Origin of the sequence: Aeromicrobium sp. UBA7512, assembly GCF_002476985.1 — a bacterium.
Lineage (GTDB): Bacteria > Actinomycetota > Actinomycetes > Propionibacteriales > Nocardioidaceae > Aeromicrobium > Aeromicrobium phoceense.
Genome location: NZ_DLNK01000005.1, coordinates 8372 through 31391 on the forward strand (window position 1 = coordinate 8372; position 23020 = coordinate 31391).

General features: G+C 72.0%; 26 protein-coding genes. 19 read left to right on the plus strand and 7 right to left on the minus strand.

All coding sequences use genetic code 11. The annotated features are described in order from the left end of the window. Window positions 1-21 precede the first annotated feature (21 nt). Window positions 22-1317: a citrate synthase gene (locus B2363_RS06350; protein WP_181754596.1), complete on the minus strand. Its 1296-nt coding sequence runs from the start codon at window positions 1315-1317 to the stop codon at window positions 22-24. Window positions 1318-1561: 244 nt separating this feature from the next. On the opposite strand from B2363_RS06350, the gene rplM reads away from it, so the two are divergent. Genes rplM through B2363_RS06375 form a run of 5 tightly spaced genes read left to right on the plus strand, consistent with a single transcriptional unit; the run spans window position 1562 to window position 5352 of the window. Then, complete coding sequence (gene rplM, locus B2363_RS06355; RefSeq protein WP_181754598.1) at window positions 1562-2005, plus strand: 50S ribosomal protein L13; 444 nt, start codon at window positions 1562-1564, stop codon at window positions 2003-2005. A gap of 18 nt (window positions 2006-2023) precedes the next feature. Beyond that, window positions 2024-2521 carry a 30S ribosomal protein S9 gene (gene rpsI / locus B2363_RS06360; protein WP_181754600.1) on the plus strand — a complete coding sequence of 166 codons (498 nt, stop codon included), beginning with the start codon at window positions 2024-2026 and terminating at the stop codon, window positions 2519-2521. 13 nt (window positions 2522-2534) lie between these two features. After that, window positions 2535-3881 (plus strand): phosphoglucosamine mutase, encoded by a 1347-nt coding sequence (glmM, locus tag B2363_RS06365; RefSeq protein ID WP_286929218.1) that lies wholly within the window; start codon window positions 2535-2537, stop codon window positions 3879-3881. A 2-nt stretch (window positions 3882-3883) separates the two neighbouring features. After that, window positions 3884-4342, plus strand: a complete 459-nt coding sequence (locus B2363_RS06370; RefSeq protein ID WP_286929220.1) for a GNAT family N-acetyltransferase — start codon at window positions 3884-3886, stop codon at window positions 4340-4342. A gap of 38 nt (window positions 4343-4380) precedes the next feature. Next, complete coding sequence (locus B2363_RS06375; RefSeq protein ID WP_286929222.1) at window positions 4381-5352, plus strand: GNAT family N-acetyltransferase; 972 nt, start codon at window positions 4381-4383, stop codon at window positions 5350-5352. Window positions 5353-5364: 12 nt separating this feature from the next. On the opposite strand, the gene coaA is transcribed toward B2363_RS06375, so the two are convergent. Further along, window positions 5365-6315, minus strand: a complete 951-nt coding sequence (gene coaA / locus B2363_RS06380) for a type I pantothenate kinase (RefSeq protein WP_181754606.1) — start codon at window positions 6313-6315, stop codon at window positions 5365-5367. 45 nt (window positions 6316-6360) lie between these two features. On the opposite strand from coaA, the gene glmS reads away from it, so the two are divergent. The 11 genes from glmS to tsaD all read left to right on the plus strand — a co-directional run bounded on the left by glmS (window position 6361) and on the right by tsaD (window position 16695). Further along, a complete protein-coding gene (glmS, locus tag B2363_RS06385; protein ID WP_286929225.1) occupies window positions 6361-8205 on the plus strand; it encodes a glutamine--fructose-6-phosphate transaminase (isomerizing) in 1845 nt (614 codons plus the stop codon). Window positions 8206-8209: 4 nt separating this feature from the next. Further along, complete coding sequence (locus tag B2363_RS06390; protein WP_286929227.1) at window positions 8210-9613, plus strand: NAD(P)H-hydrate epimerase; 1404 nt, start codon at window positions 8210-8212, stop codon at window positions 9611-9613. Next, on the plus strand, window positions 9610-10719 hold the full coding sequence (gene alr, locus B2363_RS06395) for an alanine racemase (RefSeq protein WP_286929229.1): 1110 nt from the start codon (window positions 9610-9612) through the stop codon (window positions 10717-10719). The genes B2363_RS06390 and alr overlap by 4 nt, the downstream gene beginning before the upstream one ends. Next, window positions 10716-11699 carry an alpha/beta fold hydrolase gene (locus tag B2363_RS06400; protein WP_286929231.1) on the plus strand — a complete coding sequence of 328 codons (984 nt, stop codon included), beginning with the start codon at window positions 10716-10718 and terminating at the stop codon, window positions 11697-11699. Before alr ends, B2363_RS06400 begins: the two co-directional genes overlap by 4 nt. 76 nt (window positions 11700-11775) lie before the next feature. Beyond that, the gene (gene tsaE, locus B2363_RS06405) at window positions 11776-12738 is read left to right on the plus strand and encodes a tRNA (adenosine(37)-N6)-threonylcarbamoyltransferase complex ATPase subunit type 1 TsaE (RefSeq protein WP_286929233.1); all 963 of its coding nucleotides are present in this window, start codon (window positions 11776-11778) and stop codon (window positions 12736-12738) included. Between the two features lie 56 nt (window positions 12739-12794). Then, window positions 12795-13433, plus strand: a complete 639-nt coding sequence (gene tsaB, locus B2363_RS06410; RefSeq protein ID WP_286929235.1) for a tRNA (adenosine(37)-N6)-threonylcarbamoyltransferase complex dimerization subunit type 1 TsaB — start codon at window positions 12795-12797, stop codon at window positions 13431-13433. Continuing rightward, window positions 13430-13861: a ribosomal protein S18-alanine N-acetyltransferase gene (gene rimI / locus B2363_RS06415; RefSeq protein WP_181754625.1), complete on the plus strand. Its 432-nt coding sequence runs from the start codon at window positions 13430-13432 to the stop codon at window positions 13859-13861. The genes tsaB and rimI overlap by 4 nt, the downstream gene beginning before the upstream one ends. Continuing rightward, window positions 13858-14340 (plus strand): DedA family protein, encoded by a 483-nt coding sequence (locus B2363_RS06420; protein WP_181754627.1) that lies wholly within the window; start codon window positions 13858-13860, stop codon window positions 14338-14340. Before rimI ends, B2363_RS06420 begins: the two co-directional genes overlap by 4 nt. Before the next feature lie 45 nt (window positions 14341-14385). Beyond that, complete coding sequence (locus tag B2363_RS06425) at window positions 14386-14799, plus strand: DUF5709 domain-containing protein (protein WP_181754629.1); 414 nt, start codon at window positions 14386-14388, stop codon at window positions 14797-14799. Between the two features lie 43 nt (window positions 14800-14842). Next, window positions 14843-15598: a lysophospholipid acyltransferase family protein gene (locus tag B2363_RS06430; protein WP_286929240.1), complete on the plus strand. Its 756-nt coding sequence runs from the start codon at window positions 14843-14845 to the stop codon at window positions 15596-15598. Between the two features lie 50 nt (window positions 15599-15648). Then, window positions 15649-16695 (plus strand): tRNA (adenosine(37)-N6)-threonylcarbamoyltransferase complex transferase subunit TsaD, encoded by a 1047-nt coding sequence (gene tsaD / locus B2363_RS06435; protein ID WP_286929242.1) that lies wholly within the window; start codon window positions 15649-15651, stop codon window positions 16693-16695. 74 nt (window positions 16696-16769) lie between these two features. On the opposite strand, the gene B2363_RS06440 is transcribed toward tsaD, so the two are convergent. The 4 genes from B2363_RS06440 to B2363_RS06455 form a co-directional block, all read right to left on the minus strand. Then, a complete protein-coding gene (locus B2363_RS06440; RefSeq protein ID WP_286929244.1) occupies window positions 16770-17624 on the minus strand; it encodes a biotin-dependent carboxyltransferase family protein in 855 nt (284 codons plus the stop codon). Continuing rightward, window positions 17621-18202: a 5-oxoprolinase subunit B family protein gene (locus tag B2363_RS06445; RefSeq protein WP_286929246.1), complete on the minus strand. Its 582-nt coding sequence runs from the start codon at window positions 18200-18202 to the stop codon at window positions 17621-17623. Before B2363_RS06445 ends, B2363_RS06440 begins: the two co-directional genes overlap by 4 nt. Before the next feature lies 1 nt (window position 18203). Beyond that, window positions 18204-18923, minus strand: coding sequence for a LamB/YcsF family protein (locus tag B2363_RS06450; protein WP_181754635.1), 720 nt, complete (start codon window positions 18921-18923; stop codon window positions 18204-18206). Window positions 18924-19009: 86 nt separating this feature from the next. Then, on the minus strand, window positions 19010-20170 hold the full coding sequence (locus tag B2363_RS06455; RefSeq protein WP_286929249.1) for a class I SAM-dependent methyltransferase: 1161 nt from the start codon (window positions 20168-20170) through the stop codon (window positions 19010-19012). A 147-nt stretch (window positions 20171-20317) separates the two neighbouring features. Between B2363_RS06455 and groES the strand changes: the two genes are divergently transcribed. From groES to B2363_RS06470, 3 genes are all read left to right on the plus strand, one after another. Further along, entirely contained in the window at window positions 20318-20611 is a 294-nt protein-coding gene (groES, locus tag B2363_RS06460; protein ID WP_078698994.1) for a co-chaperone GroES, read from the plus strand. A 30-nt stretch (window positions 20612-20641) separates the two neighbouring features. After that, window positions 20642-22243 (plus strand): chaperonin GroEL, encoded by a 1602-nt coding sequence (groL, locus tag B2363_RS06465; RefSeq protein WP_181754637.1) that lies wholly within the window; start codon window positions 20642-20644, stop codon window positions 22241-22243. A 173-nt stretch (window positions 22244-22416) separates the two neighbouring features. Then, complete coding sequence (locus tag B2363_RS06470; protein ID WP_286929253.1) at window positions 22417-22737, plus strand: hypothetical protein; 321 nt, start codon at window positions 22417-22419, stop codon at window positions 22735-22737. Here the strand turns inward: B2363_RS06470 and B2363_RS06475 are convergent. Further along, window positions 22715-23008: a helix-turn-helix transcriptional regulator gene (locus B2363_RS06475; RefSeq protein ID WP_206679976.1), complete on the minus strand. Its 294-nt coding sequence runs from the start codon at window positions 23006-23008 to the stop codon at window positions 22715-22717. The two genes, B2363_RS06470 and B2363_RS06475, sit on opposite strands and share 23 nt — an antisense overlap. Window positions 23009-23020: the final 12 nt, after the last annotated feature.

A 23020-nucleotide genomic window follows, 5' to 3' on the forward strand; every position in this document is an offset into this window, starting at 1 on the left:
CTTCGCCGTTGCTGCGTCAGCTCACTTCCAGCGCTCGCTGGCCGGAACGAAGTCCAACTGGCGTCCGCCGGTGTAGATCTGCTTGGGGCGGGCGATCTTCTGCTCCGGGTCGTCCACCAGCTCGAGCCACTGCGCCAGCCAGCCCGACGTGCGGGGGATGGCGAACAGGACCGTGAACATCTCCGGCGGGAACTGCAGGGCCTCGTAGATCAGGCCCGAGTAGAAGTCGACGTTCGGGTAGAGCTTGCGCTTGACGAAGTACTCGTCCTCGAGCGCGATCTTCTCCAGCTCCTGGGCGACCTCGAGCAGCGGGTTGACCCCGGTGACCTCGAAGACGTCGTCGCAGGCCTTCTTGATGATCGTGGCGCGCGGGTCGTAGTTCTTGTAGACGCGGTGACCGAAGCCCATGAGGCGCTCGTCGCCGTTCTTGACGCCCTCGATGAAGGCCGGGACGTTCTCCTTGGTCTTGATGCGCTTCAGCATCTTGAGGACGGCCTCGTTGGCGCCACCGTGCAGCGGGCCGTAGAGGGCCGCGATGCCGGCGGTGACCGCCGAGTACGGGTCGACCTGGCTGGAGCCGACCGAGCGCACCGCGTTGGTGGAGGCGTTCTGCTCGTGATCGGCGTGCAGGATGAACAGCACCTCGAGGGCCTTGGCCAGGCGCGGGTCCGGGTCGTACTTCGGCTCGCTCATGCGGAACAGCATCGAGAGGAAGTTCTCGGTGTACGACAGGTCGTTGTCGGGGTAGACGTACGGCTTGCCCTGCGCGTGGCGGAAGGACCAGGCGCCGAGGGTCGGCATCTTCGCGATCATGCGCACGATCTGCTCGTGGCGGATCTGCGGGTCCTTGATGTTGCGGGCCTCGGGGTAGAACGTCGACAGGGCGCCGACGCTCGACAGCAGCATGCCCATGGGGTGCGCGTCGTAGCGGAAGCCCTGCAGCTGGCTCTTGAGGTTCTCGTGCACGAAGGTGTGGAAGGTGATCTCGTGCACCCACTGGTCGTGCTGCTCCTTCGTGGGCAGCTCGCCGTGGATGAGCAGGTAGGCGACCTCCAGGTAGGTGGAGGACTCGGCGAGCTGCTCGATGGGGTAGCCCCGGTACTCGAGGATGCCCTTGTCGCCGTCGATGTAGGTGACGGCGCTGCGCGTGGAGGCGGTGTTGGTGAAGCCCGGGTCGTAGACGGCCAGGCCCGGGTCGTCGTCGGACTTGCCGATCTTGCCCAGGTCCGCGGCGCGGATGCTGCCGTCGGTGATCTCGACCTCGTACTCCTCGCCGGAGCGGTTGTCACGAATGGTCAGCGTCTGCTTGTCGGTCACGATTCGGGTCTCCTGTGACGTCAGAGAAGTAACGGCCGCGGGGGTGAGCGACCCACTCCAACCTAGTGTCCCCCGCACTCTCGCGCGAGAGCAGGGTCACGTTGTGGTGACCCGTTTTGACCCGCGTGGGTGCGGGCAGGTAATCTGGGCAGTCGTTGTGTTGCGGCATGTCATGTGGATCGTGCCCGACCGACGCGAGAGTCCCGACTTCACAGATTTCGATTTGCAGCGAGAAGGTCACGCCGTGCGTACGTACAGCCCGAAGCCTGCTGACATCACCCGTCAGTGGCACGTCATCGATGCCCAGGACATTGTCCTGGGCCGTCTCTCGGTTGCTGCGGCGACCCTCCTGCGAGGCAAGCACAAGCCCACCTATGCGCCCCATGTCGACGGTGGTGACTTCGTCATCATCATCAACGCCGACAAGGTCGCACTGTCGGGCAACAAGCGCTCCGACAAGAACGTCTACCGCCACAGCGGTTACCCGGGCGGCCTGAAGCAGATCGCCTACGGCGACCTGCTCGACAAGGACGCCCGCAAGGCGATCGAGAAGTCGGTGCGCGGCATGCTCCCCAAGAACCGTCTCGGCCGTCAGCTCATCACGAAGCTGAAGGTCTACGCCGGCCCGGATCACCCGCATGCCGCCCAGAAGCCCCAGCCGTTCGAGATCACGCAGATCTCCCAGTAAGCGAGAAGCAGGTTCATCGTGGCTGAGACCACCACCGAAGAGACCGAGTACACCACCAACTCCGAGGGTGTCGCCTACACGTCGGAGTCCTCCGGCGCTGCCGCGACCGGCGAGATCAAGTCGATCATCGCTCCCGGCTCGGCGACCGGCCGTCGCAAGGAGGCCGTGGCCCGGGTTCGCATCGTTCCCGGCACCGGCGTCTGGACCGTCAACGGCAAGCCGCTCGAGGAGCACCTGCCGAACAAGCTGCACCAGCAGATCGCCAAGGAGGCGCTGGCCGTCACCGGCCTGGTGGACTCCTTCGACGTGATCGCTCGCGTCAGCGGCGGCGGCATGACCGGTCAGGCCGGCGCGCTGCGCCTCGGTGTGGCCCGTTCGCTCAACGCGATCGACGTCGAGGTCAACCGACCCACCTTGAAGAAGGCCGGCCTCCTGACCCGCGACTCGCGGATCAAGGAGCGCAAGAAGGCTGGACTCAAGAAGGCCCGCAAGGCGCCGCAGTACAGCAAGCGCTGATCTGCCGGCGCGCATGGGCCGGATCTTCGGTACCGATGGTGTTCGGGGTCTGGCCAATCGGGACCTGACCGCCGAGCTCGCGGTCGACCTCTCGGTCGCCGCGGCCCACGTCCTCGGCGAGGCCGGTGCCTTCGCCGACCAGCGCCCCACGGCAGTCGTCGCCCGCGACACCCGCGCCTCCGGAGAATTCCTGGAGGCCGCGGTGGTCGCGGGTTTGGCGTCTGCGGGGGTCGACGTGCACCGCCTCGGCGTGGTGCCCACCCCCGGTGCGGCCTACCTGACGGCGTTCCTCGAGGCCGACATGGGCGTCATGATCTCCGCCAGCCACAATCCGATGCCCGACAACGGCATCAAGTTCCTGGCGCGCGGCGGGGTCAAGCTCGACGACGCGATCGAGGCTGCCATCGAGCAGCGCCTCGAGGAGCCATGGGACCGGCCCACGGGTGCCGACGTGGGTCGCGTCGGTGACAGCCACGCCGGACTCGGCGCCTACGTGCGCCACCTGCTCGACACCCTGCCCACCCGCCTCGACGGGATGCGTGTCGTCCTCGACTGCGCGAACGGCGCCACCCACGAGGCGGCCCCCGACGCCTTCGCCCGGGCGGGCGCCGAGGTCATCGCGATCCACGCCGAGCCCGACGGCCTCAACATCAACGAGCGCTGCGGCTCCACCCACCTGGACGACCTGCGCCGCGTGGTCGTCGAGCGTCGGGCCGACGTCGGCTTCGCGTTCGACGGCGACGCCGACCGCTGCCTGGCGGTCGACCAGTTCGGCGAGGTCGTCGACGGCGACCAGATCCTGGCCATCCTGGCCCTGCGCGACAAGCGCGAGGGCCTGCTGGTCGACGACACGGTCGTGGCCACGGTGATGAGCAACGTCGGCTTCTCCCGCGCGATGGACGCCGCGGGCATCACCGTCCTGCGCACGGCGGTCGGCGACCGCTACGTGCTCGAGGAGATGCGCGCCGGGGGCTACACGCTGGGCGGCGAGCAGTCCGGCCACGTCATCATGGGCCGCCACGCCACCACCGGCGACGGCACCCTCACGGCGCTCCAGCTGGCCGCCGAGATGGCCACCACGGGCCGCACGATGTCCGAGCTGGCCTCGGTGATGCAGCGGCTGCCACAGGTGCTCGTCAACGTCGGCGGCGTCGACCGCGCCGGTGCCGCCAGCCACGAGGTGCTGCTGGCCGAGGTCGCGGCCGCCGAGGAGAAGCTCGGCGACTCCGGTCGCGTGCTGCTGCGTCCCTCGGGCACCGAGCCGCTCGTGCGCGTGATGGTCGAGGCGCCCACCGCCGACCAGGCGCAGGAGATCGCCGACCACCTCGCCGGCGTCGTCCGCACGACCCTCGCGCTCTGACCGTGGTCACCGTGGAGCCCGGAGGGCTCGAACGTGACGACGTCCGCGCGCTGCTGTCCGAGCACCTCACCGAGATGTTCGCCACCAGCCCCGCCGAGAGCGTGCACGCGCTCGACTTCGACGCCCTGCGGCACGAGGCGATCAGCTTCTGGACGGCTCGCGAGGACGGCCGGCTGCTGGGCTGCGGAGCGCTCAAGGACCTCGGATCGGGGCACGGTGAGATCAAGTCGATGCGCACGACGGCGCTCGCCCGCGGCCGCGGTGTGGCCACCACGCTGCTCGAGCACCTCGTCCGGAACGCGCGCGAACGCGGCTTCACCCGGCTGAGCCTCGAGACCGGCACCGAGCCGTACTTCGCTCCCGCCCGGCGCCTCTACGTCCGTCACGGGTTCGAGCCGTGCGAGCCGTTCGCCGACTACGTGCCCGACCCCCACAGCGTCTTCCTCACCCGCGCGATCTGACCCTGTCGGCGCCCGTGCTTCGGTGCGAGAATGCCCGGGTGAGCTTGACCATCGACGTGCTCGATCCCACCGACCACGGCAGTTTCGTGGAGTTCCACGACGTCTACCTGCGGTCCAACGAGCGCTACATCGACCAGCCGTGGTCCGCCGACGAGCTGCGCGTGCTGCTCATCGGCGACGCCTACACCCGCTGCGACTCCCTGCTGCTGCGCGACGGCGAGACCGTCGTCGCGGTGGCGCTGGCCGAGCTGCCCGAGCGAGACAACGCCACCACCGCGTTCGCGGAGGTGTGGGTGCCGCCGGAGCTGCGCCGGCGCGGCCACGGCACCGCCCTGCTCGAGCGCCTGGAGCTGCGCGTGGCCGAGGACGGCCGCGACCAGGTCCTCACCGAGACGCTGCGCCCGATCGAGGACGAGACCGGGTCCGGGCGTGAGTTCATGCTGGCCCGCGGCTACCGCTTCGACACGCAGTTGGTCCAACGCGAGCTCGCCCTGCCGGCCGACGTGCCGCCCGCCGAGCCACGGGACGGGTACACCCTGGCCGCGTGGCGGGGCGCCCCGCCGCAGCAGTGGCTCGAGCAGTACGCGCACCTGCGCGCGCTGCTCAACCAGGAGGCGCCGTCCGGGGAGACGCAGCTGGAGAACGAGTACTGGGACCCCGACCGGCTGCTGCACGAGGTCGACCAGTGGAAGCGCCAGCGCCGGGTAGCCCAGACCGTGGTGGCGGTCGCGCCCGACGGCACGCTCGCCGGCCACACGCAGCTGCTGTTCCCGCACGGGACGCCCGAGGTCTACCAGTGGGACACCCTCGTGCTGCCCGAACACCGCGGCCACGGGCTCGGCTTCTCGCTCAAGCAGCAGGCCATGCGCGAGTCCAGCGACCTGATGCCCGGCCGTCGCCGCGTCGTCACGTGGAACGACGCCCAGAACGACCACATGATCGCCGTCAACGAGGACCTCGGCTACCGCGCCAGCGCGTGGGCCGACCAGTGGGTCAAGCACCTCGCCTGACGGTGCCAGCGGTCAGAGCTTGCGCAGCCGGACCCACTCGACCGTGTGGTCGGCCGACTTGCGCAGCACGAGGTCGGCGCGGCCGCGGGTGGTGGCCACGTTCTCGCGCAGGTTCGGCCAGTTGATCGTGTCCCAGAGCTCCTCGGCGCGCATGACGGCCTCGGCGTCGGTCAGGGTGCTGTAGCGGTGGAAGTACGACGCGGGATCGGCGAAGGCGGTCTCGCGCAGCCGCAGGAACCGGCTGATGTACCAGCGGCGGATGTCGCGGCTGTTCGCGTCGACGTAGACCGAGAAGTCGAAGAAGTCGCTGATCGCCAGGCCCGGTGAGCCGTCGCCACGGGTGCGCGGGGGAGCGAGCACGTTGAGGCCCTCGACGATGAGGATGTCGGGACGCTTCAGCGAGACGGTCTCGTCGGTGCGGTCGTAGGTGAGGTGGTCGTAGACCGGGGCCTCGATGTGCTCGGCTCCGCTCTTGGCCTGCATGACGAAGCGCAGCAGCGCCTTGCGGTCGTACGACTCGGGGAACCCCTTGCGGTGCATGATGCCGCGCCGCTCGAGCTCGGCGTTCGGCAGCAGGAAGCCGTCGGTGGTCACCAGGGCGACGTGGGCGTGGTCGTCGTGCTGCGCCAGCAGGTCGCGCAGCAGGCGCGCGGTGGTGGACTTGCCCACCGCGACCGATCCGGCCAGGCCGATGATGAACGGCACACGGTCGGGCTGGGGGTCGCCGAGGAACCGCTCGGTGGCTCGGTAGAGCGCCTCGGCGAGCCGGACGCGCAGGCTGATGAGCTGCGTGAGGGGCACGTAGACCTGCTGCACCTCCTCGAGATCGAGCTCCTCTCCGAGGCCTCGGACGCGCTCGATCTCCTCGCCGGACATCGGTTGGACGGCATCGCGTGCGAGCTCGGCCCACGCGGAGCGCTCGAGCTCCACGTAGGGGGACGGGTCCCGTGACATACCGACCATTGTTGCCAGCGACCTCGCCCACCGCTCAGTCGGTACCCTGAACCCATGTGTGGAATCGTCGGATACGTGGGCCATCGCCAGGCGCTGGACGTCGTGATGGGCGGTCTGCGACGGCTGGAATACCGCGGCTACGACTCCACCGGAGTCGGCGTCGTCGACGGCGACCGGATCGCCTGGGCGAAGAAGGCCGGGAAGCTCGCGAACCTCGACGCCGAGCTGTCCGAGCACCCTCTGCCCGCGTCCACCACCGGCATCGGCCACACGCGCTGGGCCACCCACGGCGGCCCCACCGACGCGAACGCCCACCCCCACCTCGACCCGGGTGAGCGGGTCGCCGTCGTGCACAACGGCATCATCGAGAACTTCATGGTGCTGCGCGACGAGCTCGAGGCCGCGGGTTACGAGTTCGCTTCCGAGACCGACACCGAGGTCGTCGCCCACCTCCTGCACCGCGAGCTGCAGCAGACCGCCGACCTCCCCGACGCCGTGCGCGCGGTGTGCCGGCAGCTCCAAGGGGCGTTCACCCTCGTGTTCGCCGACGCCCTGAACCCCGGCGTCGTCGTGGGCGCCCGGCGCAACTCCCCGCTCGTGGTGGGACGGGGCGACGGCGAGAACTTCCTCGGCTCCGACGTGGCGGCGTTCATCGACTACACGGCCGAGGCCATCGAGCTGGGCCAGGACCAGGTCGTCACGATCACCGCCGACTCGATCGAGGTCACCGACTTCGACGGCCGCGAGGCGCCCACCACCGCCTACACGGTCGACTGGGACGTCACCGCCGCCGAGAAGGGCGGCTACGAGTGGTTCATGGCCAAGGAGATCGACGAGCAGCCCAAGGCCGTCGCCGACACCCTGCTCGGCCGCGTCGGGGCCGACGGCCGGCTCCAGCTCGACGAGATGCGCCTGTCCGACGACGAGCTGCGCGAGATCGACAAGATCATCGTCATCGCGTGCGGCACCGCCTCCTACGCCGGCCTCGTGGCCAAGTACGCGATCGAGCACTGGACCCGCATCCCCTGCGAGGTCGAGCTCGCGTCGGAGTTCCGCTACCGCGACCCGATCATCGACCGCTCCACGCTGGTCGTGGCGATCAGCCAGTCGGGCGAGACCATGGACACCCTCATGGCCATCCGCTACGCGCGCCAGCAGCGCGCCCGGGTGCTGTCGATCTGCAACACCAACGGCTCCACGATTCCGCGCGAGTCCGACGCGGTGATCTACACGCACGCCGGTCCCGAGATCGCGGTCGCGTCCACCAAGGGCTTCCTCTCGCAGATGGTCGCCTGCTACCTGCTCGGTCTCTACCTGGCCCAGGTCAAGGGCGCGAAGTACGGCGACGAGATCAGCCACGTCATCGACGAGCTGCACGCCATTCCCGCGAAGGTCCAGCGGATGCTCGACGAGGGTGACCAGGTGCGCAAGCTCGCGGCCGACCTCGTCGACCGGCGCTCGTTCCTCTTCCTGGGCCGCCACGTCGGCTTCCCCGTGGCGCTCGAGGGCGCGCTGAAGCTCAAGGAGCTGGCCTACGTCCACGCCGAGGGGTTCGCGGCCGGTGAGCTCAAGCACGGGCCCATCGCGCTGGTCGAGAAGGGCCTGCCGATGTTCGTCGTCGTGCCGCCCCGGGCGCGCGACCAGCTGCAGGAGAAGATCGTCAGCAACATCCAGGAGGTGCGGGCCCGCGGTGCCTACACGATCGTCCTGGTCGAGGACGGCGACGACTCGGTCGTGCCCTTCGCCGACGTCGTGATCCGGCTGCCGAGGACGCCCACCCTGCTGCAGCCCCTCGTGGCCACCGTGCCGCTGCAGATCTTCGCGGGCGAGCTGGCCGAGCTGCTGGGTCACGACGTCGACCAGCCGCGCAACTTGGCCAAGTCCGTCACGGTCGAGTGATCCGATGCTGACCGCCCACACCGTCGCGCAGGTGCGCGCGGCGGAGGAGGTCGCCGCCGCCGAGCGGGGCTGGGACGCCCTCATGCAGAGCGCCGCCACGGCGCTGGCGGACCGGGTCTCGCGGGTCGTGCCCGCCCACGAGGCGCTCGTGGTCCTCGTTGGTCCGGGCAACAACGGAGGCGACGCGCTGTTCGCCGCCGCGCACTGGTGCCGCGAGGGCCGTCGGGTCAACCTGTGCCTGCTCGACCCGTCGGCGGTGCACCCCGCCGGGCTGGAGGCCGCGCGCGAGGCCGGTGCCCGCGTGGTCGGGGGACCCGAGGGCCACCGCTTCGTCGTGGACGCGATCTTCGGCATCGGGGCGCGCCCCGGGCTCGAGGGCACGGCGGCCGCGTGGGCGCGGTGGATCGAGCGTGAGCGGCCCTTCGTGGTGGCCGTTGACGTGCCATCGGGCATCGGCGTCGACGACGGCCGGCTCGACGGGCCCGCGGTCCGAGCAGACCTGACCGTCACCTTCGCCACCGCCAAGTACGGCCTGCTGGCCGGTCCGGCGGCCGAGCTGGCCGGCGAGGTGGACGTCGTCGACATCGGACTCGACCTGGCCGCCGAGCCCGCCCTGGAGGCACTCGGACCGGGCGACGGGCCACGGTTCCGCGACGCGATCGTGCCGGGCCGTGACGCCCACAAGTACACGCGCGGCGTGCTGGGTGTCCGAGCCGGCTCCCCGCAGTACGCCGGTGCCGCCCACCTCTGCGTCGCGGGGGCCCAGGCCGGTCCGGCGGGCATGATCCGCTTCGTCGGCGCGCAGGAGCTGGCGCGCCGGGTCGTCGACCGCGCGCCCGAGATCGTCGCCCGCCGCGGGCGGGTCCAGGCGTGGGTCGTCGGGTCGGGCGGCGAGGACACGCCCGCGCCGCTCGCCGCCGCGCTCCGCGACGACGTGCCGGTGGTCGTGGACGCGACGGCGCTGCACCACCTGCCCGACACCTTCGAGGTCGACGCCCTCCTGACGCCGCACGCCGGCGAGCTCGCCGCGGTGCTGGACACCGACCGCGAAGCCGTCGAGGCCGACCCGCTGCGCCACGCCCGCGAGGCCGCCGCGCGGTGGGGCGCCACGGTGCTGCTCAAGGGACCGCGCACCGTCATCGCCGCCCCGGACGGCCGCCTGCGGGTGAACCTCACCGGTACCCCGTGGCTCGGCACGGCCGGCTCCGGTGACGTGCTGGCCGGCTTCATCGGCTCCCTGCTGGCCGCCGGCCTCGAATCCTTCGACGCCGGCTCGGTGGGCGCCCTGCTGCACGGGCTCGCCGCCGAGCGCCTCGGCGGCCCTCTCGTCGCCTCCGACGTCGCGCGCGAGCTGCGCCCCGTCCTCCACGACTTCTGTGACGACGTTCCCCGGGGTGGCCGTCCGTGAGCGCCAACGCGGAGCTCGTCATCGACCTCGACCAGTACCGCGCCAACCTCGCGGCGCTGCGGGCCCACGCGCCCGGAGCCCTGCAGATGGCCGTGGTGAAGGCGAACGCGTACGGGCACGGGATGGTCCCCGTCGCGCGCGCCGCCCGGCAGGCCTCGGTGGACTGGCTCGGGGTCGCCACGCCGGCCGAGGCGCTCGAGCTGCGCGCCGCCGGCGACCACGGGCCGCTGCTGTGCTGGCTCGCGGTGCCCGGCGCTCCCTTCACCGAGCTGATCGGCGCGGACGTCGAGGTGACCGCCTCCGGCGTCGATCAGCTCGAGGCCATCGCCGCCGCCGGCGACCGCCCGCGCGTCCAGCTCAAGGTCGACACGGGGCTGTCGCGCAACGGTGCCTTCGGGCCGCAGTGGGACGATCTCGTGGCGGCCGCCGCTCGCATGCAGGCCGCCGGCCGGATCGAGGTCACGGGCGTCTGGTCGCACTTCGCCAGCGCCGACGAGCCCGAGCACCCGGCGAACGACCACCAGGAGGCCGTGTTCCGGGCCGCGGTCGACCAGCTGGCCGCCGCGGGCGTCCACCCGGCGCTGCGCCACCTCGCGAACTCCGCCGCGGCGGTCACACGCCCGTCCTCGCACTTCGACCTGGTCCGCCTCGGCATCGCCACCTACGGCATCGCCCCCGACCCGGCGGTTCCCGTACCTGACGTGCGTCCGATCCTCACCGCGCGCACCGTGCTGGCGAACGTCAAACGGGTCCCGGCGGGCAGCTCCGTGTCCTACGGCTGGCGCTGGAGCGCCGACCGTGAGACCACCCTCGGCCTCGTCCCGGTGGGCTACGGCGAGGGCATCCACCGCACCGCCTCGAACCGGGCGCAGGTGGGGTTCGCGGGCGGCCGCGCGCCCGTCCGTGGGACGATCTGCATGGACCAGCTGGTCGTCGACCTGGGCGACCGGCCCGCCCGGATCGGCGATCCGGTCACGGTGTTCGGGCCCGGCGACGACGGCGAGCCCACCGCCCAGGACTGGGCGGACGCCGCCGGCACGATCGCCTACGAGATCGTCACGCGCCTCGCCGGACGGTGGTCCCGGACCTACCGAGGAGAGCGATGACATCGGTCGCAGGACGTGTCGCAGCCACCGCAGGCGCCTTCGCGGCGGCGGGGGTGGCCGGTGCCGCCGCGACGATCCTCAACAAGCGCAAGACCGAGCAGCGCCGCCTCCAGCGCGGCGAGGAGATCGCGTTCGGCACGGTCCGCGGCGACTCGTACTACGTCTCCGCCGCCGACGACGTCCCGATCCACGTCGAGGTCGACGAGGGCCCGGCGCCGACCGTCGTCTTCGTGCACGGCTGGATGTGCGACCTCGACACGTGGCACTTCCAGCGCCTCGCGCTGCGCGACCAGGCCCGTCTCGTGTTCATGGAGCAGCGATCGCACGGACGCTCCGGACGCAGCGGTCCGCGCAACTCCTCGCTCCACGACATGGCCGACGACCTGCGCCGCGTGCTGGACGCGCACGCCGCCGAGGGGCCCGTGGTCATCGTCGGGCACTCGATGGGCGGCATGGCCGTCATGCAGCTGGCCCAGCTCGATCCCGAGCTGTTCGACGACCGCGTGAAGGGCGTCGTGCTCATCAGCACGAGCGCCGGCCAGCTGATGCGACGCAGCCCCGGCCTGCGCTTCGTCGTGCCGCTGGTGAAGGCCGCCAGCCCGCTGCTCGACTGGGGCCGCGAGTTCAACAGCTACTCGATCATCCGTCGCTGGGCGTTCGGGGCGCACGCGCAGCCTGCGATCGTCGACATGGCCGACGAGATGATCCTGCGCGCCCCCACCGCGGTGGTGCTGAACTTCTACGACAACTTCGTCGAGCTCGACCTCGGGGCGGGACTGGGCGCCATCTCGCGCTGCCGCACCTCGGTGGTGTGCGGGACGAAGGACGTGATGACGCCGTTCAGCCACAGCCGCTGGCTCGCGCGCCACATCGCCGGAGCCGAGCTCGTGCCGGTCAACGACGCCGGCCACATGGTGATGCTGGAGGAGCACGAGCAGGTGACGGAGGCGATCGAGCGGGTCCTGAAGGACATCGCATGAGCGAGCGCCAGCGAGTGATCGAGAGTCCCCTCATGCCGGTGCCGACGTACTGTGCTTCTCCCACGGAGGTGGCGGCATGAGCAGTGAGCTCGACGTCACGCTGGTCGGCCCGGATCGCGCGGCCGAGGTCGTCGGAGTCATCCACCGTGCCTTCGCCGCGCGGCCGCGCCTCGATCCGCCCGCCACGGCCGGCGACGAGACCGTCGAGACGGTGGCCGCCTCGCTCGAGCGCGACGGCGGCCTGCTGGCCACCCGCCGCGGCCACCCGATGGGCGCGATCCTGTTCGACCGCTCCCGCCCGGGGATGCTGGGCCTGAAGCGCGTCAGCGTCGACCCGCTCGGCCGCGACCGCGGGGTCGCGTCCGTCATGGTCGGCGTCGCCGAGGACGTCGCCGAGGAGCAGGGCATGGACGGCATCTGGCTGACCGTGCGCGAGGAGCTTCCGGCCAACTACCGGTTCTGGAACCACCGGCTGTACCTGCCGGTGCGCCAGGACGGTCCCACGATCGAGATGGGCAAGACGCTGTGGCTGGCGCGCGAGGTGCCCGACGCCGACGCGATGCGCGACCTCGCCGCACGCGTCGCCGGGCTGCTGCGCCCCGGTGACCTGCTCGTGCTGACCGGTGGTCTCGGTGCCGGGAAGACCACGTTCACGCAGGGCCTCGGCGAGGCGCTCGGCGTCCGCGGGCCCGTGACGTCCCCGACCTTCGTGATCGCGCGCACCCACCCCAGCGAGGTGGGCGGCCCGCCGCTCGTGCACGTGGACGCCTACCGCCTCGGCGACGCGGCCGAGATCGACGACATCGACCTCGACGCCACGACGGACGAGTCCGTGACGGTCGTGGAATGGGGCGAGGGGATGGCCGAGCAGCTGTCCGACAGCTGGCTGTCGATCTCGATCGAGACCCGCGCGGCCAGTCCGGGCGATCCGCTCGGCACGGCCTGCGGCATCCCGTCGGACGAGATGCGCGTGGTCTCGATCCGGCCCCACGGCCGGCGCTGGCTCGAGGTCCCGCTGCGCACCGCCCTGCTCGGCTGAGCCCGGCACGCCGAGCGCGTTCGGACCCTGCGATGCCCCGCAACTAGGCTGGGCCCGTGCTGCTGCTCGCGTTCGACACCGCCACCCCGGCGATCTCCGTCGCCCTCCACGACGGCTCGTCCGTCGTCGCCGAGGCGACGGGGGAGGGCGCCATGGCTCACGGCGAGCTGCTGGCGCCCGCGATCCGCACGGCGCTCGCGCGGGCTGGGGCCACCGCCGCCGACCTCACCGACGTCGCGGTCGGCGTCGGTCCGGGCCCGTTCACCGGGCTGCGTGTCGGTGTCGTCACGGCACTCACGCTGGGCCAGACCCTCGGCCTGGCCATGCACGGCGTGTGCTCGCTGGACATCCTCGCCGCCGAGGCCGCGGGCCTGCTCGACACCGACTTCGTCGTGGCCACGGACGCGCGTCGCAAGGAGGTCTACTGGGGCCGCTTCCGCGCCGACGGGTCGCGCGTCACCGGCCCCGACGTTGACTACCCCGACACCGTCGCCGCGCTCGGACTGCCGGTGGTGGGCCGCGGGGGAGTGCTGTACGCCGACCGGCTCACGGCGGTCGAGGGCGCGCCGCTCGACCCGTCCGCCGCCGCCCTGGCCGGCCTCGTCGCCGCCGGGAGGGCCGCCGAGCTCCCGCTCGAGCCGCTGTACCTGCGCCGACCCGACGCGATGCCCCAGGTCGCGCCCAAGCTGGCATGATCCGGTCCGCGGGCCTGCGCGACCTCGACACGCTGGAGTCGATCGAGAACGCGAGCTTCGGCCGCGACGCGTGGTCGTCCGGCCAGGTCCGCGACGAGCTCGTGGGCGACCGGATCGTCCTGGCGCTCGTCGACGAGTTCGGCGTCCGCGGCTACGCCTCGCTGCGGATGTTCGCCCCCGACGCCGAGCTGATGCGCATCGCCGTGGGTCTGGGGTCGCGGCGCCAGGGTGTGGGCTCGGAGCTGCTCGAGGCTGTGCAGGACGCGGCCCGCGCTCGCGGCGCCGAGCGGCTCCTGCTCGAGGTCGCCGACGACAACGAGGCTGCGCTCGCGCTCTACCGCCGTGCCGGGTACCGCGAGACCGGCCGCCGCCGCGGCTACTACCGCTCGGGCTCGGACGCCGTGCTCATGGAGCTGGGCTTGGCATGACCGAGCTGCTCGACTCCATCCGCGCGTGGCCGTGGTTCTGGGCGTGGCTGACGTTCTTCGTCATCGTGCTCCTGCGCGCCGGCGCCACCTACGGGATCGGGCGCGCGATCGCCGCCGGCCTGCTGCGCGAGCGCGAGCCCGGTCCGCGCGTCCGGGCCGCCATGCGACAGGTCGACCGGTGGGGTCCTCCGGCCGTCACCGTGAGCTTCTTCACGGTCGGTGCGCAGACCGCGGTGAACCTGGGCGCGGGCCTCGCGCGCATGTCGTTCCCGCGCTACCTGACCGGTCTCGTGCCGGGCGCGGTGATCTGGGCGACCATCTGGTCCACCATCGGGATGAGTGCGTTCCTGGCCGTCTTCACGGGCGGATCCGAGCGTCTCGCCTGGCTCTTCGTGCTGATGGTCGTGGTCGTCGTGGCGGTCCTGCTGAAGCGCTCGGCCAGCCAGGCCGACCCCGCGCGCGAGCCCGGCCCGGACTGATCCGCACGACCGGCGCCTGCTCCGGGTGCGTGGCAAGGTGGAGGCATGACTGATCCGCGCAACCAGCCCCCGGCCCCTTCCCAGTACCTGAGCCAGGACCAGGACCAGGACACGCTGCTCGGTCGCGAGACCCATGACCCGCTCGACGAGGGGCTGACCGCTCCCGAGCGCTGGTCGGCCGGCGAGGGATTCGGCACGACGGTCGACGAGCAGATCCAGGGCGAGTCGTTCGAGCAGCGCCTCTCGCAGGAGGAGCCTGACGTCGACCCCGACTCCGAGTGGAGCGAGGAGGACCTCGACGACGGTGAGGTCGGAGGTCGTCGCTCGGGCCGCCTCGTCGACCCCGAGGGCGGCAACGGCGTCGACCACGTGTCCGAGCTCGTCGGCGACGATGTCGGCATCGACGGTGCCGGTGCGAGTGCCGAGGAGGCCGCGGTCCACGTCGTCGAGGACGAGTGACGAGAAGCCTCATCGGTGAACGCGCGTGCACTAGGGTTCACGCATGCGCGACGTGACGTACCCGCCGATCATCGGCACGGCCAAGACGCTGTTCCGGGTGCTGGGCATCAGCTTCCAGACGTCCGGCACCGAGCACATCCCGCGTGAGGGCGGGGCCATCCTGGCCTCCAACCACGTCAGTTACGTCGACTTCATCTTCAACGGTCTCGCGGCCCAGCCCGCCGGTCGGCTCGTGCGCTTCATGGCGAAGAAGGAGGCGTTCGAGCACAAGGTCTCCGGACCGATCATGCGCTCGATGCACCACATCCCGGTCGACCGGGCCCAGGGCGAGGCGTCGCTGCACGAGGCCGCCGAGTACGCCCGTCGCGGCGAGATCGTCGGCATCTTCCCCGAGGCCACCATCAGCCGGTCGATGGAGGTCAAGGAGATCAAGACCGGTGCCGTGCGCGCCGCGGCCGAGGGCGGCGTGCCGCTGATCCCGATGGTCGTCTGGGGCACGCAGCTGCTCAAGACCAAGGACCACGACGCCGACCTGTGGGGCCGGGGCAAGACGATCGCGCTCCACGTCGGCGAGCCGATCCCCGTGACGGGTGAGGACCCGGTGGCCGAGACGGCGCTGCTGCACGACTCGCTGACGGCCCTGCTCGACAAGGCGATCCACGAGTACCCCGTCTCGCCCGAGGGCCAGTGGTGGGCCCCGGCCCGCTACGGCGGCACGGCTCCCACGCCCGAGGAGGCCCGACGCCTCGACCTCGAGGAGAAGGCGGCCCGCGACGCCAGGCGCGCCGAGCGGGGCTGAGCCTGCGCACCGACGGCACGGCGCTTCCTGCTCCACGGCACAATGGACCGGTGAGCGAACCGCTGGTGCTGGGCATCGAGTCCTCCTGCGACGAGACCGGTGTCGGCATCGTGCGAGGCACCACCCTGCTGGCGCACGCGGTCGCGTCCAGCGTCGAGGAGCACGTGCGCTTCGGTGGCGTCGTCCCCGAGGTCGCGAGCCGGGCGCACCTCGAGGCGATGGTCCCCACGCTCGAGCAGGCCTACGAGCAGGCCGGCGTCGACGTGCGTGACGTCGACGCGATCGCGGTCACGAGCGGCCCGGGCCTCACCGGCGCCCTGCTCGTCGGGGTCGCCGCGGCGAAGGCCCTCGCCCTGGCCCACGACAAGCCGCTCTACGGGGTCAACCACCTGGCGGCGCACGTCGCGGTCGACCAGCTGGAGCACGGCCGGTACACCGAGCCCTCGATCGCGCTGCTGGTCAGCGGCGGGCACACCGAGCTGCTGCTCGTCAACGACATCGCCACCGACATCACGTTGCTCGGCGGCACGATCGACGACGCCGCCGGCGAGGCCTTCGACAAGGTCGCCCGGCTGCTGGGCCTGCCGTACCCCGGCGGCCCGGAGATCGACAAGGTGGCGCGTGACGGCGATCCCACCGCGATCGCCTTCCCGCGCGGCCTCACCACGGGGCGCGACCTCGAGCGGTACCGCTGGGACTTCTCCTTCTCCGGGCTCAAGAGCGCGGTGGCCCGCCACGTGCAGCACGAGCAGCGGATGCAGCGCCCGGTCGCCGTGGCCGACGTCGCGGCCTCGTTCCAGGACGCGGTCTGCGACGTGCTGAGCCGCAAGGCGATCAAGGCGTGCCTCGAGCACGACGTCCCCCGGCTGATCCTGGGCGGGGGCGTGGCCGCGAACGGCCGCCTGCGCCACCTCGTCCTCGAGCGCGCCGAGAAGGCCGGCGTCGAGGTCCGCATCCCGCAGATCTCGCTGTGCACCGACAACGGCGCGATGGTCGCGGCGCTCGGCGCCGAGGTCGTCCGCCGCGGCATCGCCCCGTCGTCGCTCGATCTCGCCGTCGACTCCAGCCTGCCCGTCACGCGCATCGTCGCCGCCTGACCCAGCCCGCCCCGCCACTCGCGACCCCGGTTTGCGCCACTCGGCGTTTGTGGGTCGGAGCGGGCGATCCCGCGTCAGGCGCGGTGGCGGCGGAACCGCAGCGTGTCGCCGGGCCGCAGCTGGGCGAGCACGTCGGTGTCGGCGTCGAGGACCACGCCGATCACGGGGTAGCCGCCGGTGACGGGATGGTCCGGACCCAGCACCACCGGACGACCCGAGGTCGTCACCTGGATGCTGCCGCGCACCACGGGCTCGCTCTCCAGCTCACCCTCGCGTGCCCGGTCGAGCGCTGGTCCGTCCAGCCTGACGCCGATGCGGTCCGAGACGGGGTCGACGCCCCAGCCGGTCGAGAGCAGCGTCGCGACGGCCGCCGGGGTGAACCAGTCGTCGCGCGGGCCCAGCACGACCCGGACCGCCACCTCGCCCGTGGGAAGCAGGGGCGGCAGTCCTTCGAGCGAGACCGGTCCGACGGGAGGACCCACCGCGAGCTCGTCGCCGGCCGCCAGGGCATCGGGGCCGAGGGAGGCGAGCGTGTCGCGGGAGCGGCTGCCCAGGACCGGGGGCACCGCGATCCCGCCCGCGACGGCGACCGTCCAGCGCAGCCCGGCGACCGGCGCCCCGAGCCGCAGCACGTCGCCACGCCGCAGCGCGAGGGGGCGGCCGGAGTCGACCGGCCGGCCATCGACGGTCAGCGGCCCCGCCGCCCCCGTGACGGCCACGACGTGCGGCAGGGTCGCCACCAGCGCGAGACCGCCGCCGAGCGCCTCCACGACGGCCGCGTCGCCCGGATTGCCGACGAGGTGGTTCGCGGTGCGCAGGGCGCGGCGGTCGAACGCGCCCGACGGCCCTACGCCAAGATCGCCCAGCCCGGGACGCCCGAGGTCCTGCACCAGGCTCAGGGCGCCTGCCTCCAGCACGCGCAGGGTCATCGCGTCACCTCGACGAACCGGACGGTGTCACCCGGGTGCAGTAGTGCAGGGTCGTCGCGATCGAGGTCCCAGAGCGGCGCGTCGGTACGGCCGATGAGCCGCCAGCCGCCGGGGGAGGCGCGGGGGTAGACGCCGCTGAACCGGCCGGCGAGTCCGACCGAGCCCGGCTCCACGCGTGGCCGCGGACGGTCGAGCCGCGGGACCTCGAGGCGGGGATCGCCCCCGGACAGGTAGGCGAAGCCGGGCGCGAAGCCGGCGAACGCCACCGTCCACGGCGTCGCCCCGTGGAGGCGCACGACCTCGTCCGGGTCGAGTCCGCAGTGTCGCGCCACGGCCTCGAGATCAGGTCCGTCGTACACGACCGGGATCTCCACCTCGGCCCCGGCGACGGCAGCCAGATCAGCAGGGGTGGTCGCGCCCACCAGCGAGCGCAGCTCCTCGGGCCGCCCGCGCAGCAGCACGGTGGTCGCCCCGAGCGTTGCACCGCGATCGCGCAGCGCGGCATGCCAGCGACGGGCCTCGTCGGCGTCCGCGCAGTCGAGCAGCACGGCGCGATCGCCGCAGGGCAGGATCCTCATCTCAGTGGAATGGCTCGATCTCGACGCGGTGCTCCACGAGGACGCCGCGCACGTGGCGAAGCAGGCGCTCGGCGCCAGGGCTGTCGCCGTGCACGCACAGCGAGTCCACCGATCCCACCAGCTCGAGGGCCTGGGCGGCGGCCTCGGCCGGATCGGTCAGCACGGCACCCGGCTGGTCGCGGGGCACGAGGCCACCCTCGGAGGTGTACGCGCGGTCGGCGAAGCCCTCGAGCACGACACGGATCCCGGAGTCCTGCGCCATCTCGAGCGCGACAGAACCGGGCATGCCCACGAGGGGCAGCGGCGTCCCGTCGGCCAGCAGCGCCTCGACGACGGCCTCCGCCTGGTGGGGATCGTGGCCGATGCGGTGGTAGAGCGCACCGTGAGGCTTGAGGTAGGTGACCAGGCCGCCGACGCGGTCCGCGAGCTCGCGCAGGTGGTCGAGCTGGCGCCGCACCTCGTCCACGAGGTCACGGGGCGGCAGGTCCACGAACCGGCGGCCGAATCCCTCGCGGTCGCGGTAGCCCACCTGCGCCCCGATCGCGACGCCGTGCTCGACCGCGGCCTCGCACGTCGCGCGGATCAGGTCGTCGTCGCCGGCGTACGCGCCGCAGCAGACGTTCGCACTGGTCACGAGGGGGAGCAGGCGCTCGTCCTCGCCGGACGCCCACCGCTCGGGCGACTCGCCGAGATCGACGTTGAGGTCCACGCGGCCGGCCATGGACCGACGCTACCGCGCGCCAGGTCATCGCTGGCGGTGACGTTCCGGGGGTCCGCACCGGCGTGTCGACCCCGCGAACGTCACGCTCAGCGCTCCCGTTCCACCAGGAAGGCGCGCGCCTCGTCGGCCACGCGGGTCAGCACGACCGTCGCGGTGCGGGTCCCGGTGAGCTTGAGGCGAGCGACGAGCCGTTCGGGTACGACGTCGACGCCGCGCTTCTTGATCGTGAGGGTGCCGATGTCGCGTTCGCGCAGGGCGGCGCGGAGCTGCTTCTCCCGGAAGGGCAGCTCCTCGACCACCCGGAACGCCCGTCCGAACGGCTCGGCCCCGGGGGAGTCCGTGGTGATCCAGGCGATGCGGGGGTCGAGGAGGTGGCCGCCGAGGTCCTCGGCGAGCTCGGCCACGAGCCCCGCCCGGATCACGGCGTCGTCCGGCTCGACGAGGTGCGACAGGGCGTCCCCGACGTGGGCCCGGGCGCCGCGACCCACGAGCGTGGCGCCGCTCGGCAGCACGGTGGCGCGACGGGCCGGGTCCTGGCCGAAACCGGCCCCCCAGAGGCTCGCCTCGACGAGGTCGCCGCCGTGCGAGACCCACTCGGCCTGCACGCCCGGCGGGACGGCGTCGTGGGCGATGCCTGGCATCAGCTTGGCCACGGCGCGGCCCTCGAGCAGGCCTGTGACGAAGTCCCACGAGGGCACGAGCGCGTCGAGACGGAACGTGCGGCCGGCGCCGTCGCGGCGCGCAGGGTCGACGAAGGCGACCTCGTCGGCGCCGATCGCGGTCGTCGTGGCGTCACCGACCTCGACCGTCCCGGCGAGGCCGAGGGCGGCGAGGTTGGCTCGCGCGATCGCGGCGCGCACGGGGTCGAGCTCGACGCCGCGCACCTCGAGGCCCGCCCGGGCGGCGGCGATCAGGTCGCCGCCGATGCCGCAGCCGAGGTCGACCAGGCGCGTGGCGCCGAGCGCTGCCAGCCGGCTCGCTCGGTGCGCCGCGACCGGGGCCCGCGTGGACTGCTCGAGGGCGTCGGGGGTGAAGTAGAGGAGCTCGGCGTCGGCCCCGAACTTCGTGACCGCGCGCCGCCGCAGGTGGTGCTGGGTGACCGCCGCCGCGACGAGCTCGGCGGGGTGGTCGCGTCGCAGTCGCGTGCCCAGTGCGAGGTCGGACTCGCTCCCCGCGCCGCGGGCCACCTCGGCCAGCAGAGCCTGCCCCGCGGGGGCCGTGAGCTCGGCGAAGGTGTGCGCATCCACGCGCCAGAGTCTGCCACCGGGCGCCGTCCCGCCCTCGGCTCTGGCACTCCGTTTGGTCGAGTGCCAGCCGGTGCTAGGCTGACTTCTGGCACTCCCACCGAGTGAGTGCCAACCGAACGTTACTCATCCGAAAGGGGAGGTCGACCAGTGTCGGTCACCATCAAGCCGCTCGAAGATCGCATCGTCATCAAGGCCGGAGAGGCCGAGCAGACCACCGCGTCGGGTCTCGTCATCCCCGACACCGCCAAGGAGAAGCCGCAGGAGGGCGAGGTCGTGGCCGTCGGCCCCGGTCGCGTCAGCGACAGCGGCGAGCGCATCCCCGTCGACGTGGCCGTCGGCGACAAGGTGCTCTTCAGCAAGTACGGCGGCACCGAGGTCAAGCACGGCGGCGAGGAGTTCCTCATCCTCAACGCCCGCGACGTCCTCGCCGTCATCGCCTGAGTCCACCCAGCCAACCGTTAGGGAGCACTCGTGCCCAAGATTCTGGAATTCGACGAGGACGCACGCCGCGCCCTCGAACGCGGTGTCGACAAGCTCGCCGACACCGTCAAGGTCACCCTCGGCCCCAAGGGCCGTTACGTCGTCCTGGACAAGAAGTGGGGCGCCCCCACGATCACGAACGACGGCGTGTCCGTCGCGCGTGAGATCGAGCTGGACGACCCGTTCGAGAACCTCGGCGCCCAGCTGGCCAAGGAAGTCGCCACCAAGACGAACGACGTCGCCGGTGACGGCACGACGACGGCCACGGTGCTGGCCCAGGCCATGGTCCACGAGGGCCTGCGCGCCGTCGCGGCCGGCGCCAACCCGGTCGGCCTGAAGAAGGGCATCGAGGCTGCCGTCGAGGCGGTCACGAACGAGCTGCACTCGCGCGCCCGCGCCGTCGACTCGGTCAAGGACATGTCGGCCGTCGCCACGGTCTCCAGCCGTGACTCGGTCATCGGCGAGCTCATCGCCGAGGCGTTCGACAAGGTCGGCAAGGACGGTGTCATCACGGTCGAGGAGTCCAACACCATGGGCACCGACCTCGAGTTCACCGAGGGCATGCAGTTCGACAAGGGCTACCTGTCGCCGTACATGGTCACCGACACCGAGCGCATGGAGGCCGTCCTCGACGATCCCTACATCCTCGTCAACCAGGGCAAGATCTCGGCCGTGTCCGACCTCCTGCCGCTGCTGGAGAAGGTCGTCCAGTCGGGCAAGAGCCTGTTCATCATCGCCGAGGACATCGAGGGCGAGGCCCTGTCCACGATCGTGGTGAACAAGATCCGCGGCACGTTCACGTCCGTCGCGGTCAAGGCGCCGGCCTTCGGCGATCGCCGCAAGGCGATGCTGCAGGACATCGCGACCCTCACGGGCGCGACGGTCGTCACCCCCGACGTCGGCCTCAAGCTGGACCAGGTCGGCCTCGAGGTGCTCGGCACCGCGCGTCGCGTCGTCATCACGAAGGACGACACGACGATCATCGACGGTGGCGGCGACCAGGCCGAGGTCGAGGGCCGCGTGGCCCAGATCAAGGCCGAGTTCGAGCAGACCGACTCCGAGTGGGACCGCGAGAAGCTGCAGGAGCGGCTGGCCAAGCTGGCCGGTGGCGTCTGCGTCATCCGCGTCGGCGCGGCCACCGAGGTCGAGCTCAAGGAGAAGAAGCACCGCATCGAGGACGCCGTCTCGGCGACCCGCGCGGCCATCGAGGAGGGCATCGTCCCCGGCGGTGGCTCGGCGCTGGTCCACGCGGTTGGCGTGCTGGACCAGGACCTGAACCTGTCCGGCGACGAGGCCCTCGGCGTGCGCATCGTCCGCAAGGGCGCCGACGCCCCGCTGGAGTGGATCGCCCGCAACGGCGGCGTCTCCGGCGAGGTCGTGGTGGCCAAGGTCCGCGAGTCCGGTGAGGGCTACAACGCGGCCTCGAACGAGTACGGCGACCTGCTCGCGCAGGGCATCCTCGACCCGGTCAAGGTCACGCGTTCGGCGCTCGCCAACGCCGCCTCGATCGCGGCCATGCTGCTCACCACCGAGACCCTCGTGGTGGACAAGCCGGCCGACGAGGCCGACGATCACGCTGGTCACAACCACTGATCGGTCCCTGCTGACGATCTCGTCACGTACGAAGGCCCCGGGCACCCGCCCGGGGCCTTCGTCGTGTCCGGAGACGCCGCGACGCGTGGGTGAGACACCGGGACGACAAGGCGCGCCGGGCCCAATAACCTAGGGGTCGACCCGGTGTCCGCACCCGTTGATAGGACTGCCCCATGACGACGCCATCGACCACCTGCCCGTGGTGGTGCACCGACCACCGCTCCGGCGAGACGGCTGAGGACGAACAGCACGCGCGCGTGTTCCCGGTGCCCGGGGGCGCTTGGGTGGCGATCCTGCACGGCACCCTGCCCGGCGACCGGATCGAGCTGGCCTACGGCGCCGAGGCCTACGCCGCGTCCGCGGGCGAGGGCCGGGCCTTCGCGGCCGCCCTGCAGCACGCGGCCGACGTGTTCGACCGGATCGTCGCCGACGTCGAACGGGCCGCCGGGCTGGCCGGCGACCGCAGGAGGGTCAGCGCCCGGCGGAGTCCATGAACTCGCGGACCTCGACCAGCAGGTCGCCCAGCGACAGCCCGAAGGCCGCCTCGAGGGCCAGCAGGGTGTCCAGGCTCGGGTTGGCCGACGACCGTCCGGTGGCGTTGTTGTTGCGGTTGTTCTCCAGGTTCTGCACCTGGTTGCGGCTCAGGCCCGCGCGGTGCGCGAGGTCCTCCTGGGTCATGCCCGCGCCCTCGCGCCGTTGGCGCAACCAGGAGGCGAAGGCGCTGGCGACCTCGGCGGTGTGGGCCGTCGGTGTGCGTTTGGGCATGCACAACAGCAT

Coding starts and splice junctions, on each gene's coding strand:
- tsaE (WP_286929233.1), top strand. CDS start 11,776: ATGAGCAGTGAGCTCGACGTCACGCTGGTCGGCCCGGATCGCGCGGCC.
- coaA (WP_181754606.1), bottom strand. CDS start 6,315: ATGGTCGGTATGTCACGGGACCCGTCCCCCTACGTGGAGCTCGAGCGC.
- B2363_RS06400 (WP_286929231.1), top strand. CDS start 10,716: ATGACATCGGTCGCAGGACGTGTCGCAGCCACCGCAGGCGCCTTCGCG.
- glmS (WP_286929225.1), top strand. CDS start 6,361: ATGTGTGGAATCGTCGGATACGTGGGCCATCGCCAGGCGCTGGACGTC.
- B2363_RS06445 (WP_286929246.1), bottom strand. CDS start 18,202: ATGAGGATCCTGCCCTGCGGCGATCGCGCCGTGCTGCTCGACTGCGCG.
- B2363_RS06430 (WP_286929240.1), top strand. CDS start 14,843: ATGCGCGACGTGACGTACCCGCCGATCATCGGCACGGCCAAGACGCTG.
- B2363_RS06440 (WP_286929244.1), bottom strand. CDS start 17,624: ATGACCCTGCGCGTGCTGGAGGCAGGCGCCCTGAGCCTGGTGCAGGAC.
- B2363_RS06475 (WP_206679976.1), bottom strand. CDS start 23,008: ATGCCCAAACGCACACCGACGGCCCACACCGCCGAGGTCGCCAGCGCC.
- B2363_RS06390 (WP_286929227.1), top strand. CDS start 8,210: ATGCTGACCGCCCACACCGTCGCGCAGGTGCGCGCGGCGGAGGAGGTC.
- B2363_RS06425 (WP_181754629.1), top strand. CDS start 14,386: ATGACTGATCCGCGCAACCAGCCCCCGGCCCCTTCCCAGTACCTGAGC.
- B2363_RS06450 (WP_181754635.1), bottom strand. CDS start 18,923: ATGGCCGGCCGCGTGGACCTCAACGTCGATCTCGGCGAGTCGCCCGAG.
- B2363_RS06420 (WP_181754627.1), top strand. CDS start 13,858: ATGACCGAGCTGCTCGACTCCATCCGCGCGTGGCCGTGGTTCTGGGCG.
- glmM (WP_286929218.1), top strand. CDS start 2,535: ATGGGCCGGATCTTCGGTACCGATGGTGTTCGGGGTCTGGCCAATCGG.
- rimI (WP_181754625.1), top strand. CDS start 13,430: ATGATCCGGTCCGCGGGCCTGCGCGACCTCGACACGCTGGAGTCGATC.
- B2363_RS06470 (WP_286929253.1), top strand. CDS start 22,417: ATGACGACGCCATCGACCACCTGCCCGTGGTGGTGCACCGACCACCGC.